The 15,570-nt window shown below is 51.7% G+C and carries 13 protein-coding genes; 4 read left to right on the top strand and 9 right to left on the bottom strand.

The genetic code is table 11. The features are described 5' to 3' along the window. Positions 1–63 precede the first annotated feature (63 nt). Both F7P81_RS11365 and F7P81_RS11360 read right to left on the bottom strand, forming a co-directional pair. Positions 64–3,252 (bottom strand): efflux RND transporter permease subunit, encoded by a 3,189-nt coding sequence (locus F7P81_RS11365; RefSeq protein WP_151159591.1) that lies wholly within the window; start codon positions 3,250–3,252, stop codon positions 64–66. Next, positions 3,249–4,502 (bottom strand): efflux RND transporter periplasmic adaptor subunit, encoded by a 1,254-nt coding sequence (locus tag F7P81_RS11360; RefSeq protein ID WP_151159590.1) that lies wholly within the window; start codon positions 4,500–4,502, stop codon positions 3,249–3,251. The genes F7P81_RS11365 and F7P81_RS11360 overlap by 4 nt, the downstream gene beginning before the upstream one ends. Positions 4,503–4,763: 261 nt before the next feature. Between F7P81_RS11360 and F7P81_RS11355 the strand changes: the two genes are divergently transcribed. Together F7P81_RS11355 and F7P81_RS11350 are read left to right on the top strand one after the other, a co-directional pair. After that, on the top strand, positions 4,764–5,078 hold the full coding sequence (locus F7P81_RS11355; protein WP_425499963.1) for a glutaredoxin family protein: 315 nt from the start codon (positions 4,764–4,766) through the stop codon (positions 5,076–5,078). Continuing rightward, positions 5,075–6,103 (top strand): 2Fe-2S iron-sulfur cluster-binding protein, encoded by a 1,029-nt coding sequence (locus tag F7P81_RS11350; RefSeq protein WP_151159589.1) that lies wholly within the window; start codon positions 5,075–5,077, stop codon positions 6,101–6,103. The genes F7P81_RS11355 and F7P81_RS11350 overlap by 4 nt, the downstream gene beginning before the upstream one ends. Positions 6,104–6,190: 87 nt before the next feature. Here F7P81_RS11350 and F7P81_RS11345 read toward each other — a convergent pair whose 3' ends face one another. Next, the gene (locus tag F7P81_RS11345) at positions 6,191–6,373 is read right to left on the bottom strand and encodes a hypothetical protein (RefSeq protein ID WP_151159588.1); all 183 of its coding nucleotides are present in this window, start codon (positions 6,371–6,373) and stop codon (positions 6,191–6,193) included. A 14-nt stretch (positions 6,374–6,387) separates the two neighbouring features. Further along, on the bottom strand, positions 6,388–6,582 hold the full coding sequence (locus F7P81_RS11340; RefSeq protein WP_121992388.1) for a heavy-metal-associated domain-containing protein: 195 nt from the start codon (positions 6,580–6,582) through the stop codon (positions 6,388–6,390). Between the two features lie 161 nt (positions 6,583–6,743). Here F7P81_RS11340 and F7P81_RS11335 point away from each other — a divergent pair, with 161 nt between their 5' ends. Both F7P81_RS11335 and cueR read left to right on the top strand, forming a co-directional pair. Further along, complete coding sequence (locus F7P81_RS11335) at positions 6,744–9,245, top strand: heavy metal translocating P-type ATPase (RefSeq protein WP_151159587.1); 2,502 nt, start codon at positions 6,744–6,746, stop codon at positions 9,243–9,245. Positions 9,246–9,307: 62 nt separating this feature from the next. After that, complete coding sequence (gene cueR, locus F7P81_RS11330) at positions 9,308–9,757, top strand: Cu(I)-responsive transcriptional regulator (RefSeq protein WP_151159586.1); 450 nt, start codon at positions 9,308–9,310, stop codon at positions 9,755–9,757. A 237-nt stretch (positions 9,758–9,994) separates the two neighbouring features. Here the strand turns inward: cueR and F7P81_RS11325 are convergent, their stop codons facing one another. Genes F7P81_RS11325 through F7P81_RS11305 form a run of 5 tightly spaced genes read right to left on the bottom strand, consistent with a single transcriptional unit; the run spans position 9,995 to position 15,530 of the window. Beyond that, positions 9,995–11,047 carry an ABC transporter ATP-binding protein gene (locus tag F7P81_RS11325; protein ID WP_151159585.1) on the bottom strand — a complete coding sequence of 351 codons (1,053 nt, stop codon included), beginning with the start codon at positions 11,045–11,047 and terminating at the stop codon, positions 9,995–9,997. Between the two features lie 38 nt (positions 11,048–11,085). Further along, positions 11,086–12,282, bottom strand: coding sequence for an ADP-ribosylglycohydrolase family protein (locus F7P81_RS11320; RefSeq protein ID WP_183956642.1), 1,197 nt, complete (start codon positions 12,280–12,282; stop codon positions 11,086–11,088). Further along, positions 12,279–13,700 (bottom strand): extracellular solute-binding protein, encoded by a 1,422-nt coding sequence (locus F7P81_RS11315; protein ID WP_151159584.1) that lies wholly within the window; start codon positions 13,698–13,700, stop codon positions 12,279–12,281. Before F7P81_RS11315 ends, F7P81_RS11320 begins: the two co-directional genes overlap by 4 nt. Positions 13,701–13,731: 31 nt before the next feature. After that, entirely contained in the window at positions 13,732–14,634 is a 903-nt protein-coding gene (locus tag F7P81_RS11310; protein ID WP_151159583.1) for a carbohydrate ABC transporter permease, read from the bottom strand. Next, positions 14,634–15,530: an ABC transporter permease gene (locus F7P81_RS11305; RefSeq protein ID WP_170265259.1), complete on the bottom strand. Its 897-nt coding sequence runs from the start codon at positions 15,528–15,530 to the stop codon at positions 14,634–14,636. The genes F7P81_RS11310 and F7P81_RS11305 overlap by 1 nt, the downstream gene beginning before the upstream one ends. Positions 15,531–15,570 lie beyond the last annotated feature (40 nt).

Genomic DNA, 15,570 nt, shown 5'->3' with positions numbered 1-15,570 from the left:
GCGTTTCCACCCACCTCCAATGATCACCATTTAAATTTATACGAAAAGCGGTACAGCCTGCGATCACGCAGTGCCGCTTTTCTCATTGACCTGAACTTCAGCTTTAATTTTAGACTGTTCACGGGCAAGTGTCATACGCCGCACCAGAACGTAGAAGACCGGTGTCAGCACCAGCCCAAACAACGTCACTCCGAGCATACCGGCAAAAACCGCAATCCCCATCACATGGCGCATCTCTGCTCCCGCCCCTGTTGCCAGCATCAGAGGAACAACACCGGCAATGAAAGCCAGCGAAGTCATCAGGATCGGCCGCAGACGCAGTCTTGCAGCTTCCAGAACCGCATTGAGCGGATCAACACCTTCATCCTCTTTGGCTCTGGCAAATTCCACAATCAGAATAGCGTTTTTAGCGGCAAGCCCCACCAGAACCACGAAGCCGATCTGTGTGAAAATATTATTGTCGCCGCCTGTGAGCCAGACACCGGCAATCGCTGATAACAATGCCATTGGCGCAATCAGCAGAACCGAAAAAGGCAATGACCAGCTGTTATATTGTGCCGCAAGAATGAGAAAAGCGAGCAATACAGACAGTGGGAAAACATACATGGCTGCATTGCCTGCCTGTTTTTCCTGATAGGCAAGTTCCGTCCATTCAAAAGCCATACCGGCAGGCATTGTTTCCAGAGCTATGCGCTCTATCGCGGCGGTTGCCTGCCCGAAAGAATAGCCGGGTGCAGGACTGCCGCTGATATCCGCCGAAGGGAAACCGTTATAATGCATGATACGATCCGGTCCCGAACTATCCTTCACTGTCAGCAGAGCTGATAGCGGGATCATATCTCCGGCGGCATTACGCACTTTCAGGCGCCCGATATCCTGCGGCTGCATACGAAAGGGAGCATCGGCCTGCACCATCACACGATAGGTACGCCCAAAACGGTTGAAATCATTGGCATAGAGCGAGCCGAGATAGACCTGCAATGTTTCAAATATTGTATTGAGCGGCACACCTTGTGTTTTAGCTTTGACGCGGTCGATATCCACCTGCACTTGCGGCGCATTCACCTGGAAACTGGCCAGCATACCTGCCAGTTCCGGTGTTTGCATCGCCTTAGCCATGATCTCACCCTGCGTTTTTGCTAATGCCTCAAAACCAAGTCCGGCGCGATCTTCAAGCTGAATTTTAAAACCACCGGTAGAGCCGAGACCCGGCACAGGCGGCGGTGGGAAAATACCCGCGAAACCATCGGGTATCTGACTGAATTTACCCATCAAGCGGCCTGCAATCGCAAAAGCAGATAATGACGGATCTTTCCGTTCATCAAACGGCTTGAGCATTGTAAACATCACAGCAGCGTTGGGAATATTGACCATGCCATTCACCGAAAGCCCCGGAAAGGCAACAACACTTTCTACGCCCGGTTCGGCCAGAGCGATTTCGGACATAGTTTTGACCATAGCCTCCGTGCGATCAAGCGAAGCGCCGCTTGGCAATTGGGCAATACCAACCAGATAATATTTATCCTGTGCGGGCACGAAACCAATCGGCACAGTCTGAAAACCAAGCCATGTCGTGCCGACCAAAGCAGCATAAACCAGCAGGACAAGACCGCTCAGCCGAATGGCACGGCGTACCGACCAGACATAGGCATTGGAAACACGATCAAAGAACAGATTGAAGCGCCGGAAAAACCAGCCAAACAGCCGGTCAATGATAATGGTAAGCCTGTCGCGTTTTACTTCGCCGTGATGCGGTTTCAGCAAAACACCTGCAAGTGCCGGAGACAATGTCAAAGAATTGATTGCGGACAGAATGGTTGAAATAGCAATCGTCAGCGCGAATTGCCGGTAGAACTCGCCCTGTAATCCGGTGAGGAAGGCAGATGGAATAAACACTGCCGACAGCACCGAGGTAATGGCGATAATCGGCCCCGTCACTTCATCCATAGCCTTACGCGCGGCTTCTTTAGGTGTCTCTCCCAAGGCGATATGGCGCTCTGCATTTTCCACAACCACAATCGCATCATCGACCACGATACCGATAGAAAGCACCAACCCGAACAGCGACAATGTATTCAGCGAGAAGCCGAACAGATACATCAGGGCGAATGTGCCAACCAGTGACACCGGCACGGCAACAAGCGGAATAATCGAAGCACGCCATGTTTGCAAAAACAGCACGACGACAAGAACCACCAGTACGATAGCTTCCAGCAATGTCATCACCACGGCTTCCAGAGAGGCCTTAACGAAGACTGTCGGATCATAGGCGATACGATATTCTATACCTTCCGGAAAATCTTTCTCCAGAACATTCATTGCATCGCGAACAGCTGCGGACACATCCAGCGCATTCGCGCCCGGACTTTGAATAATCTGAATGGCCAGTGCCGGTTTACCGTCCAAAAGACTGCGCAGCGCATAAGCATCCGCACCAAGTTCGATACGGGCAACATCCCGCAGGCGGGTTACCTGTCCCTCAGAACCGGTTTTAACAACAATATCGCCGAACTGCTCCTCATTGGACAATCTGCCAAGTGTGTTGACTGTCACCTGAAATGCTGAAGAAGCGTCCGGTTGCTGACCAACCGAACCGGCAGCGACCTGCACATTCTGCTCCTGAATTGCTGCAATCACATCGGACGCAGTCAGACCGCGTGCCGCAACTTTATTCGGATCAAGCCAGACCCGCATCGAATATTCGCCGGCGCCCCAGACCAGAACATCACCAACCCCCGGCACGCGCGCCAGCTGATCGCGCACCTGCAAAAGCGCATAATTGGACAAGTAGAGCGGGTCATAACGCCCATCCGGTGACACCAGATGCACCACCATCAGAATATCCGGCGAGGTTTTTTGCGTCACAACACCGATACGCTGCACTTCCTGCGGCAGGCGTGGCAGCACACGGGCAACGCGGTTTTGCACCTGAATTTGCGCCATATCAGGATCAGTGCCCTGCTGGAATGCAATTGTCAGCGTCATACGCCCGTCGGTTGCAGCCTGCGAACCCATATAGAGCATATTCTCGACGCCGTTAATCGCCTGTTCCAATGGCGCGGCGACGGTTTCAGCAATCACTTCCGGATTGGCTCCCGGATAGCTGGCTGTGACCTGTACAGTCGGCGGTGTGACCTGAGGATATTCACTCAGCGGCAGTTTCAGCAAGGTCAGTCCGCCTGCAATCAGCATCAGGACAGAAAGCACGACCGCAAAAATCGGGCGGTCGACAAAAAAGCGCGGGATCTTCATCGACGCGCCTCCTGTTGAGAAGCCTCTGCCTGAGCGCTGTCAGAAACCCGCTCCGGTACCATTGAAATCATCTGTGGCGTGACCTGCATGCCGGGGCCAACAAGCCCCTTCACAATGATCTTTTCACCCACTTGCAGACCGGAAGAAATAACGCGCAAACCATCGACTATCGTCCCGATTTCCACCGGACGAAATTCGGCTTTATTGCCCTCACCTAAAACCAGCACATAACGACGCCCCTGATCTGTGCCGATGGCCTGATCATCAATCAGAACTGTTTGCAGCGGCTCTGAGGTCGCCAGTTTTATGCGTGCAAAAAGTCCGGGGGCCAGTATGCCTTCAGGATTTTCAACGACAGCACGGGCACGAATGGTGCCGGTACTTCTGTCGATACGATTACTGATAAAATCCAGAGCTCCGTTATAGGCGAACTCCTTATCCGTCATCAGTGCGATCTGCACCGGCAATGCGGTGTTAGCTTTGCCATGTTCCTGAGCCCAGGCACGCACGACAAAGCTGAGATAAGTCGCCTCATCAATGTCGAAATATACATAGAGCGGATCGGTGCTGACGATAGTCGTAAGCAATGTCGCATTGCCAGCATTTCCCCCTGTTACCAGATTGCCTTCATGCACCAAAACGCGGTCAACGCGCCCGTCAACAGGAGCAGTCACGCGGGTAAAGGACAGATCAAGCTCGGCAGCGGCAACCGCCGCTTTAGCGATAGCAAGCTGAGCCTGACGCTGACTGCGTGCCGCCTGAGCATCGTCAAAAGTCTTTCGGGAGACTGTGCCGTTTGGCGCAAGACTGGCCGTGCGCTTGAAATTGGTTTCAGCATGCTCCAGCAAAACTTCTGCCTGCTGCAACTCCGCCTTGGCAGCATCAAGAACGACCTGAAACGGTCTGGCATCAATCTCAAACAGAGCTTGCCCCGATTGAACCAGCTCTCCCTCCGGGACACTCACTGTCTCAATTGCACCGCCAACACGCGGACGCAGCTCCACAAGCTTACTTGCCTCCAGATGGCCGGTAAATTCTGTAGACAGAGCAACCTTACGCGTTACGACTTCTGCTACAGGCACCTGCGGTGCGGGCATTTCTCCCGATTGCGCGGCAGCATAAGGAATAGCGGCCGACGAGAGAAATGTGAGGAAACGGCTGACATACAGCTCTGATTTATCGGGATAAAATAATGCCCCGCCGATAATAACGACACCGGTCAAGTACAGTGCCGTGATTTTCTTTTTCATTTCAGTTTACCTTCATAAAGGCATCTTCAGGAGATACCGCGCTCAATTTTGATGAAGGTGGTGTTTCCAACGATGGAAAGGTCAAGAGCCTTAAAAGCAAAACAAAAAATTTCTGTCTTGCTCCGATAAACATCCCTCCCCGCTTTGTAACGTTTCGTTTTTCGGCCGGAAACAGCTCTTGACCTTACAAGCGCTGGAAGCTGCATCGTGCCTGCAATGTTGTTCTGGCAGCACAATTCAGTCGCTGTTTTCAGAGGAACCTTGTCCCATTCAGAGAAAGGCAAAAAGATGAATGCCGGTACACCGCAACTCCTCATCTATACAACTCCGACCTGCCCCGATTGCCATGCACTCAAGCACTGGCTCGCCCAGCAAAAGATTGCCTATGAGGAACGTGATCTCACCGATCCGCTGATCGGAGAAGAAGCCAAAACACGTACCGGTGTGCGTGTTGCACCGATCAGCATTGTCGGCGATCAGGTTTTTTACGGCACATTTTTGAGCCAGAAACCCGGCTTGATGAAGGCGCTAGGTTTGTCAGATGCACAGCTGAAAACATCAGAGGCACAACGATGACATCAAAACGCATTGATATCCGTCAGGCCCGCAGCAGTATTACCTGTGCTGACGGGCAAACTCTGCTGGAAGCGGCTTTGACATCAGGTATTTCCTATCCTCACGGTTGCAAATCCGGCCGCTGCGGCTCCTGTAAATCCCGCCTTATCGAAGGGGAAGTGGAGATGCTTCAGCATTCCCGTTTCGCTCTCTCTGACGAGGAAAAAGCCGAAGGATTAATTCTCGCATGCCGTTCTGTACCGCTGACAGATGCAACTGTGGCATGGCTGGGCGCAGAGCATGAAGAACTACAACCTGCGCAGCAGCTAAAAGGTATTGTTACCCGTATTGAAGATCTCACCCATGATATCAAACTGGTGCAAGTCACGCCTGAAAATGGTTTGCCGCTGCATTTTTCGGCGGGACAATATGCTGAACTCAGCTTTAACAGCGTACCTTCCCGCAGCTATTCCATGGCAAACCGCTCCGGTGAGAGACACTTAGAATTTCACATCCGCCATGTTCCCGCAGGCATTACATCCGGCTATGTACATCAGACATTGAAAACCGGTGATCCCATAAAGATGGAGGTCGCTTTAGGGGCTTCGTTCCTGCGGCAGTATCATAGTGACCCGATCCTGTGTATTGCCGGAGGCTCAGGACTTGCCCCGATCAAATCTATTGTAGAAACCGCTCTTGCCCATGGTATGAAACAGAAGATTCATATCTATTTCGGCGCACGCTCCGAACGTGATCTTTATCTCACGGAGCATTTTCGCGGTCTGACAGAAAAGCATCCGAACCTGTCGTTCACACCGGTCTTATCAGAGGCACGCTCTGAACTTTACCGGAGCGGTTTTGTGACCCGCGCGGTTGCAGAAGACATTTCTGATTTCAGCGGCTGGAAAGCCTATGTCGCGGGGCCACCATTGATGGTTGATGCAGCAATGGCTGTTACTTTTGCCCGCGGATTACAAAAAGAAGATATGCATGCAGATATATTCTTCACGCCGGAAACATTACCAATCGCGGCTATAGCCGAATAAAATACAGTAAAACCCGCTGCGAAATGATCGCAGCGGGTTCTTCATGATGCGGATATAGCGAATCCTCAACACATTGCCAGCTGATTGTCACGGCACCGGTGTCGACTCAGAAGACGCCTCTTCTGTCCGCATTGCATGATCCGGCATCGCCATACCCTGCATGGAATGTCCTTGCATTCCGCCTTTCACTTCCAGCCGGTTTTGTACAAATACCAGCCCGACACTCACAGCAAGTGCGCCTGCGATAAGAATAAGGCTCAGCTTGTTCATAATCATTCCCCTGTTTAGTTCACAGCTGCGGGATAACCTGCCTCTTCGAGAACTTTCTGCAATGCATCAGAACTGACAGCAGTTTCAATTCTTACCAGCCGTGTTGCCGGATCGGTTTCAATCTTCGCATTGGCATCTACCGACTGAATGGCTTTGGTCACGGATTTAGCGCAACCGCCGCAGGTCATATTTTCGATCTTCAGTTCCATGAGACTTCTCCTTTATTTGGCTCTCATGACATCAAGATGGGGTTTCCAACCATGGAAAGGTCAAGGGTGAAAACAAAGAAATTTTTGCTCTTGACCTTCCAATTGTTGGAAGCCTCATGCTCGCACCGAATTTAAATTTTCGGAAAGAAAAGGAGGCGGCTATGAATGCCCCCGTTCGAGCAAAAGACTTATCTGAAACTGTGTCCTTACCTGTTGAAGGAATGACCTGCGCATCCTGCGTCGGCAGTATTGAACGCGCACTGAAAGCTGTGCCAGGCGTTGAAACTGTGTCGGTCAATCTGGCAACAGAGCGCGCGAATATCACAACCGACTCAACTGTCCCTCGCGTGAGATTAATCGAAGCCATCGAAAAGGCTGGCTACTCCGTGCCTGCGCAAATGCCTGCGGCAACCGGCCCCGTGGAGCTCTCCGTTGAAGGCATGACCTGCGCATCCTGTGTCGGCCGTGTTGAACGTGCATTGAAAGCTATTTCAGGCGTTACAAATGCTGTGGTCAATCTGGCAACAGAACGCGCAACTATTCACGGAACGGCGAGTACCGCAGACCTGATCGCGGCAATTGCTGATGCCGGTTATGAGGCCAAGCTGATTGCAGGCTCAGGTAGCCAGAGCAGCAATGAGGATGACGCACGGGCAGAGCGAAAAGAAACCGAACGGCGTGAGCTGACCCGCGATTTCACCATAGCGGCGGTTCTGACGCTTCCTGTTTTCCTGATGGAAATGGGATCGCATATTATTCCGGGTGTACACGGGCTGATTGAATCAACCATCGGCATGCAGTGGAACTGGTATATCCAGTTTGCTCTGACGACTTTGGTGCTCTTCATTCCGGGTATCCGGTTTTATGAAAAAGGACTTCCGGCGCTTATCCGTTTTGCACCGGATATGAACTCGCTGGTGGCTGTCGGCACGCTTGCAGCTTACGGCTATTCGCTGGTTGCGACCTTTGCCCCCCGCCTTCTGCCTGCCGGTACTATCAATGTCTATTATGAAGCGGCAGCCGTTATTGTCACGCTGATCCTGCTTGGCCGTTTGCTGGAAGCCCGCGCTAAAGGGCGCACCTCCGAGGCGATCAAACGTCTTGCGGGTCTTCAGGCAAAAACCGCACGGGTGCGCAGAAATGGTCAAGTCGTCGATCTGCCGGTTGATGATGTTGTGTCCGGTGATATTGTTGAAGTCCGTCCGGGTGAGCGCCTGCCAGTCGATGGCGAAGTCGTCGAAGGTAGCAGCTATGTCGACGAATCCATGATCACCGGTGAGCCGATCCCTGTTGTAAAATCCGTTGGCAGTGAGATCGTCGGCGGCACCGTCAACCAGAAAGGGGCCTTTGCCTATCGTGCAACCGCCGTCGGCGGCAACACTGTCCTGTCCCAGATCATCCGTATGGTTGAAGAAGCACAAGGTTCAAAACTGCCAATTCAGGCACTGGTCGACAAAGTGACAATGTGGTTTGTACCGGCTGTCTTTGCAGTGGCCGCTCTGACATTTGCCGCATGGCTCATTCTTGGTCCGTCACCGGCGCTGACTTTCGCATTGGTGAATGCCGTTGCCGTGCTGATTATCGCCTGCCCGTGTGCCATGGGTCTGGCAACTCCAACCTCAATCATGGTCGGCACCGGTCGCGGTGCGGAACTCGGCGTCCTTTTCCGCAAAGGTGAAGCGCTGCAATTGCTCAAAGATGCCAAGGTTGTTGCTCTCGATAAAACAGGCACGCTGACTGAAGGCAAACCTGCTCTGACGGATCTGGAACTGGCAAATGGCTTCGATCGTGCCAATATACTGGCACTTGTTGCAGCAGTAGAGGCAAAATCGGAACATCCGATTGCCCGTGCCATTGTTGATGCGGCAGCAGATGAAGGACTTTCCTTGTCACCCGTATCCGATTTTGAATCGGTAACAGGTTTCGGTGTCAAAGCGGTAGTGGATAGCAAACGCATTGAGATTGGTGCCGACCGTTACATGACCGAGCTCGGCCATGATGTAGCTGCTTTTGCCAAAATCGCGGAACGGCTTGGCAATGAAGGCAAATCCCCGCTTTATGCGGCAATCGACGGCAAGCTGGCAGCCATCATTGCTGTTGCCGATCCGATCAAGGAAACCACACCTGCGGCCATTAAAGCCATGCATAATCTCGGCCTCAAAGTGGCAATGATTACCGGTGACAATGCCCGCACAGCCAAAGCGATTGCAGCACGTCTGGGCATTGATGAGGTCGTGGCCGAAGTATTACCGAATGGCAAAGTTGAAGCTATTCGCCGCCTGAAGGCTCAATATGGTCAGACTGCATTCGTTGGCGATGGCATTAATGATGCACCGGCACTGGCCGAGGCGGATGTGGGTCTGGCCATCGGCACAGGAACAGATATCGCCATTGAAGCAGCAGATGTTGTTCTGATGTCCGGTAGCTTACAGGGCGTGCCGAATGCAATTGCCCTGTCAAAAGCAACCATCGGCAATATCCGGCAAAACCTGTTCTGGGCATTTATCTATAATGCCGCTCTGGTTCCGGTTGCAGCCGGTCTGCTTTATCCGGCCTATGGCATTCTGTTGTCTCCGGTTTTCGCCGCTGGAGCGATGGCACTGTCCAGTGTGTTTGTGCTGGGTAATGCCCTGCGCTTGCGTTCATTCAAAATCGCCAACTGACAAAGTCTTGCAGCCGGTCTTTTAATGCGGACCGGCTGCACATTCTTGGAAGGAGAACCTCGATGAATATTGGTCAGGCAGCAAAAGCTTCCGGCGTATCAGCTAAAATGATCCGCTATTATGAGCAAATCGGACTTGTGCCGGTCGCTGGCCGCACATCCGCCGGCTATCGTGATTATTCCAATACTGATGTGCATATGCTCCGCTTCATCCGGCGGGCACGCGATCTGGGATTTTCCGTTGCCGAAATCAGCGATCTTCTCAGCCTGTGGCGGGATGATTCACGCAAAAGCGCAGAAGTCAAACAAATGGCTCAAGGCCATATCGACGAACTCGCCATCAAAATCAAAGCGCTGCAGGATATGTCCAACACACTGACAATGCTGGTCAATGCCTGTCAGGGGGATCACCGGCCGCATTGCCCGATCCTGAAACGCCTTGAGACAGATCCGGAAGATGAAGATCTGTCTATCTATCCGCGCCGCGGTGCTGTGGATCGCCGGTTACAATGAAACAAACACCGCCAATCCTGTCGGCCTCACGCGGGTACAGGCTGAGACAAGTTGTGTCGGGCTGTGTTTAAATCACCGTTCCATCGCCGCGGACAATTGCCATCTGAACGGGCAGTGGTCGATTTTTTAGCTGAACGAATGGTGCAGAGCATGGCACTTCGTTAGCCGCTCTACACAGGTGCCCTACTTCAAATAAGACTTCGCATTACTCGGAAACAGATTGCCTTCCATCGGGATTTAATAACGCAGACGTTCACCGGATACGCTGTCAAAAAGCAGAACTTTTGCAGCATCAAGAGCCAGCCTGACTGTCATACCCGTCGTAAACTGCCGGTCGCCTTTGGCAATCACATGGATGTCCTGCTCACCGACTTTAACCACCAGTTCCTGACTATCGCCGGTTGGCTCAACCAATGTCACCAGTCCCTCAATACCTTTATCAGCAATCTCAATATGCTGCGGACGGATGCCATACATCATGCTGGTTTGTGATTTTAACGGAGAGACAAGCGGCAAAACAATACCGTCCTCCGTGACAGCATGATCACCCCTCGCCTCTGTTTTCAGCAAGTTGATTTCCGGAGAGCCAATAAAACCCGCCACAAATATATTGGCCGGATTATTATATAGTTCCAGCGGCGGCCCATATTGTTCGATCTTCCCGCCATTCAGCACGACGATTTTATCAGCCATAGTCATCGCTTCAGTCTGGTCATGGGTGACATAGACAGTTGTTTTACCAAGGCGCTGATGCAGTTTTTTAATCTCGCTGCGCATTTTCACACGCAATTTGGCATCAAGATTGGACAACGGCTCATCAAACAGAAACGCTCTTGGCGCACGTACAATAGCACGTCCCATCGCCACACGCTGACGCTGACCGCCGGAGAGCTCGCGCGGGAAACGGTCCAGCAATTTCTCAAGGCCGAGTATTTCTGCCACTTCCTGCACACGTTTGCGGATTTCTTCTTTCGGTGTACCACTCAACTTCAGAGAAAAGCTCATATTTTCCGCAACTTTCATGTGCGGATAAAGCGCATAACTCTGAAAAACCATCGCAATGTCACGCTCTTTCGCGCGCATATCATTAACGACCTTACCCCCGATGCGGATTTCACCGGAGGTAATATCTTCCAGTCCGGCAATCATGCGCAAAAGCGTTGATTTTCCGCAGCCGGACGGACCAACCAGAACCACAAATTCCCCATCACCCATATCGAGCGAAATGTCTGCAAGCACAGAGGTTTTTCCATAGCTCTTACCTACATTTCTCAGTTCGATTTCAGACATTTATGGCTCCGGTATATGTTATTGATCGTAAAATAGCGTCAGGCAGCAGCGTGAGCGGCATTGCTTGTGAGATGATCCCACATCGATGCTCTGCGCTGTTCGGACTGCCTGTCTGCTTTTTGTATTTCTATTACGGTTTGATAGAAAGCATCCGCCGCCTTGTTCAGCTCAAGCTTATTGGCTGAATCCAGCAACGCCGCATCCGTATCGTCAATGACAGACGCACCATGCATAGCGCCGAGAATGGCACCGGCCATGACGCCGATGGAATCCGTGTCGCGTCCGGAGTTAATGCCGTCATGAATGGTCTTGTAGAAGTCACCGTCATTGACCACTGCAAAACCTAAGGCCAGCGGCAGTTCCTCAATCGCATTGAGGCGGGACGGACGATAGGCTTCACTGGCCACACCGGTTTTCTTCACAGAATGCGTGACATCATCACCCATCGGTGAATATTTTCCGATAATCGTCTGAAAAACTTCGGTGACTTTATCCGCGTCCTGCCCTTTGAGGCTCTTTGCAGCGGCTACAATTTCAAGAATAGCCTGTTTTGTACCGTCTTTTGCTAATGCAACGGCCTCATTGACCACTTCATCAATGGTAATGTGCGGAATAAAAGCCGCAGCAATCGCTGCCGCCAACACACCTGCGGCTTCCAGACCATAGCTCTGCTGATGGCCGGATGCGAAAGCAATTGCCTCATCATAGGCCGCTTTCGGATTGCAGGCATTCATCACGCCAACCGGCGCAATATACATCGCCGCACCGCAATTCACCATATTGCCGATACCACCTTCACGCGGATCGCAATTGGACAGCTGATGACGCTGAAAAATCCATTTTTCCGGATAGAACAGGCGCTCAATCAGCATGGCCTCACGCTGCAATTCAGGAACCCAGCGCGGTGTCCATGCAATTTCACGCACCATACCGTCCGCCATATCCCAGGCATCAATATGACGGCGTACGTCATTATAAATATTCATCAGACACAGGGTCATCAGCGTATCATCAGTCACGATACCACTGCCCCGAACACGCCAGTTACGGGCTATGCCGCTCTCCGACATGCGATGCCATTCTGTATTCAGATTGGTAACACGGCCGTAACGCTGGCGAATTTGCTCGGCTGAAAGTTTTTCAACCGGTGCCCCGATGGCGTCACCATAAGCGACGCCATAAAGAACTGCCCGAATTCGTCCTTGCAGAGACAAAGGAGCAAATGTGTCCATCATTTTAATACAGTCCTCGCATATTCAGTCAGCCGGTCACCGCCGGCAGTCTTCCACTCAGAAACAAACTGGTCCCACTGATCGAAACCCGCTTGTCCGGAGATAAATTTATAAGCCCATGCCTTGTAGACATTCTGCGCCGCATCCAGATCAGGCGCATATTCATTCGGCCAGATAAATGCATTATCAGGCTTGTAGCTTTGGGTGATATTGGTCAGAAACTGCGCGGCAGCAGGGCTTCTCACACCTTCCGGTAGTTTCCAGTTTGCGGCCGCAATAAAGCGCACATACCAGGTTGCCATTTTGTCTGTTGGCTTGATGGTCTCGCCGTCGCGGGTATATTGCTCACCTTCGAAACCAAGGCGCTCCAATGCCTGACCTTCAGGGCTGGCCACAAAATCAAGAAATTTAACAACTTCTTCTTTGTGCTTGGAAAGAGCTGAAATTGCGAAACCACGTGTTTCCTTGGAAACATCAACTGCGGCCAGACCTTCGCCACCGGTACCCGCAGGCGGTGCCAGCAGAACCAGTTCCGGATTAGCATCAGGGTTCGCCTGTTTCATCTTACCGCGATAAACATCCACATTCTCAGCCGAAGCCGAGAACACCATACCAACGCGTCCGGAATAGAACTTGTCTTCCTTGGTATCCCATTTGGTGGTGATATATTCCGGGTCCAGCAGTCCCTGCTCACGCAGCGATGCATAGAAAGTCAGTTTGGCTTTTTCCTGCTCAGAAATCTGTGAGGCAATCCAGTTGCCCTCTTTGTCTTTCAGCCAGGATGAGCTGACGCCGAATGCCTGATTAAAAATCGTATCGGCTTCATCCATGCTGCCCGGCACGGTCAGCGCATAGGATTTGTCACTGCCTGCACCACCAAAATTGCCGCTCTTAATCGCCTTGAACAAAGCAACATAGTCATCAACCGTTTTCGGTGCAGCCAGTCCGGTTTTGCTCAACCAGTCCTCACGCATAACCGGCTGCGAAATCCGCGGCGGGAATGCATAAAGCAGATACGGATAATTCTGCAGACGAGCGGTATTGTGCGGGTAAAGCGCCTCTTTCAGATAAGTTGTTTTCGGCAGCCAGTCGTTCCAGTTTTCAAGAACGCCCTGCTCGGCCATTACCGTGTCACCGCCCTGAAAATAAATCAGATCGGGAATGTCGCCGGACAACATCATCGCGCCGAGCTTATCAGCATAGCCGGAAGCCGGAAGATTGACGATCTCAATCTTCAGATCTGTCCCTTTTGCCTTCAGCGCCGCTTCATATTTCTCAATGAGTTTCACGTCATCCGGATTGGTGTTGAGCAGATCCTTCGCCACTACGCGTATAATGACCGGCTCGGCCAGTGCCGGCAATGCTGCAGCAGACAGCAGCGCAACCACACTGACAGACAGAATAAGATTATTTTTCAGCATATGTCCTTCCCCTTTATATGTGCCGGAATAATCAGCCCTTGAGCGCGCCGCTCATCGTGCCTTTAGTGAAAAACTTCAGGATTAACGGATAGATCGCCAGGATCGGTACAATCGTGAGCAGGATCATGCCTGCGCTCAGCGCCCTGATATTGATCTGGCTTGCGCCTGTGTAATTGACGGAATTTTCCAGCCCGACCATGGCAATCTTGTCGCCCTCGACCACAAACTGACGCAGCACAACCTGCAGCGGCCATTTGGACTGGTCATTGAGGTAGATCATCGGGCGGAAGAAATCGTTCCAATGGAAAACGAAATAGAACAGTGCAATCGTCGCCAATGCCGATTTTGATACCGGCAGCACAACATACCAAAATGTCTGAAAAACATTGGCACCGTCGAGTTCTGCGGCTTCCAGAATTTCATTCGGCACTTCTTCAAAGAAGCGGATCAGAATAATCAGATACCAGGCATTGACCAGTTTGAAGAGAATAACTGACCAGTAGCTGTCGATCAGACCCAGACGTTTATTGAGGAAGTAATCCGGTATAATGCCCGGATCAAAAACAATCGTCACCAGCACGAAGACCAGAAGAATACGGCGCCCCGGCAAGCCCGGACGCGACAAGCCCCATGCCATCAGCGCTGTAAAACACACACCGAGTGCAGTACTGGTCAGCGTGATAAAGACCGAATTGATCAGCCCCTGCTGCACTGCCGGATTGGTGATCAGCAGTTTCCAGACCTCTAGCGAAAAGCCTTCCGGAATGATTGTGAGGCCGCTCATTCTCGCGACTTCGGAAGGAGATGACAGGGAAACAGCCAGCAGATTAAGCAGCGGCTGAACCATCACCACCACAAGCAGCAGCAAGGTAGAGAGAATGATTGCATATTCTGCCCGCTCCAGCGGAGAGCGACGGATTTTACCTGCTGCCATCACCAGATCCCCTTGCCTGTCAGCTTTTTCGAGATGAAATGCGCGCTCATAATCAGGATCATGCCGAGCCCTGCTTTAAAAAGCCCAGCTGCCGTGGCGAGCGAATATTGTCCGGTTTGCAAACCGATGCGATAAACATAAGTATCGAGAATATCGATCTGACTGCGCACAATATCATTGGTGAAGTTGATCACCTGATTGAGGTCAGCATTCAGGAACATACCGGCATTCAGAATGAACAATGTAGCAATCGTCGGAACGATACCCGGAATGGTGACGTAGAAAATTTTCTGCCAGCGGTTAGCACCGTCAATCTCCGCAGCCTGATAGAGCTCCTGATCAATTGACATAATCGCTGCAAGATAAAGCAGGCTGTCCCAGCCGGCCGAGCGCCAGATTTCAGAAAACACCAGAACCCAGCGGATTGTCCCCGTCTCAGTCATAAAAGAAACCGGCTGAAAACCGAAAAAGCCGGTAATTTCATTCACGGCACCGGTGCTCGGCGACAAAACAGCAATGAAAATACCTGCAATTACTACCCATGACAGGAAGTGCGGCAGATAAATTGCCGACTGAATGAATTTACGGGTACCCGTGCCGCGTACCTCATTGAGCAACAATGCCACAATGATCGGCACGGGAAACACAAAGACGATTTTCATCGCTGAAATGATCAGCGTATTGGCCAGCACCTGCCAGAAAATCGTGGACGAGAACAACAGTTCAAAATGCTTCAGCCCCCCCCAGATATTCGGCGGAATGATGCGCAATTGTTCAAAAGCAATTTTAGCTTCCCACACCGGCATATAGTGGAAAATAAAAAAGAAAATCAGGGCTGGTGCCATCATCAGATAATAAGGCCACCACTGGCGGATGCTGCTTTTAAAGCGCTTCATTTTGGGAACGTTCCCAATTTGAGCGCTCACTGATGATGCA

Origin of the sequence: Pseudochrobactrum saccharolyticum, from assembly GCF_008801715.1 — a bacterium.
Lineage (GTDB): Bacteria > Pseudomonadota > Alphaproteobacteria > Rhizobiales > Rhizobiaceae > Pseudochrobactrum > Pseudochrobactrum saccharolyticum.
This window is presented reverse-complemented; position numbering and strand designations above follow the sequence as displayed.

Bases quoted from the DNA above. Each gene is read 5' to 3' on its own strand.
- F7P81_RS11365 (WP_151159591.1), bottom strand. From the start codon at position 3,252: ATGAAGATCCCGCGCTTTTTTGTCGACCGCCCGATTTTTGCGGTCGTG.
- F7P81_RS11360 (WP_151159590.1), bottom strand. From the start codon at position 4,502: ATGAAAAAGAAAATCACGGCACTGTACTTGACCGGTGTCGTTATTATC.
- F7P81_RS11350 (WP_151159589.1), top strand. From the start codon at position 5,075: ATGACATCAAAACGCATTGATATCCGTCAGGCCCGCAGCAGTATTACC.
- F7P81_RS11345 (WP_151159588.1), bottom strand. From the start codon at position 6,373: ATGAACAAGCTGAGCCTTATTCTTATCGCAGGCGCACTTGCTGTGAGT.
- F7P81_RS11340 (WP_121992388.1), bottom strand. From the start codon at position 6,582: ATGGAACTGAAGATCGAAAATATGACCTGCGGCGGTTGCGCTAAATCC.
- F7P81_RS11335 (WP_151159587.1), top strand. From the start codon at position 6,744: ATGAATGCCCCCGTTCGAGCAAAAGACTTATCTGAAACTGTGTCCTTA.
- cueR (WP_151159586.1), top strand. From the start codon at position 9,308: ATGAATATTGGTCAGGCAGCAAAAGCTTCCGGCGTATCAGCTAAAATG.
- F7P81_RS11325 (WP_151159585.1), bottom strand. From the start codon at position 11,047: ATGTCTGAAATCGAACTGAGAAATGTAGGTAAGAGCTATGGAAAAACC.
- F7P81_RS11320 (WP_183956642.1), bottom strand. From the start codon at position 12,282: ATGATGGACACATTTGCTCCTTTGTCTCTGCAAGGACGAATTCGGGCA.
- F7P81_RS11315 (WP_151159584.1), bottom strand. From the start codon at position 13,700: ATGCTGAAAAATAATCTTATTCTGTCTGTCAGTGTGGTTGCGCTGCTG.
- F7P81_RS11310 (WP_151159583.1), bottom strand. From the start codon at position 14,634: ATGGCAGCAGGTAAAATCCGTCGCTCTCCGCTGGAGCGGGCAGAATAT.
- F7P81_RS11305 (WP_170265259.1), bottom strand. From the start codon at position 15,530: ATGAAGCGCTTTAAAAGCAGCATCCGCCAGTGGTGGCCTTATTATCTG.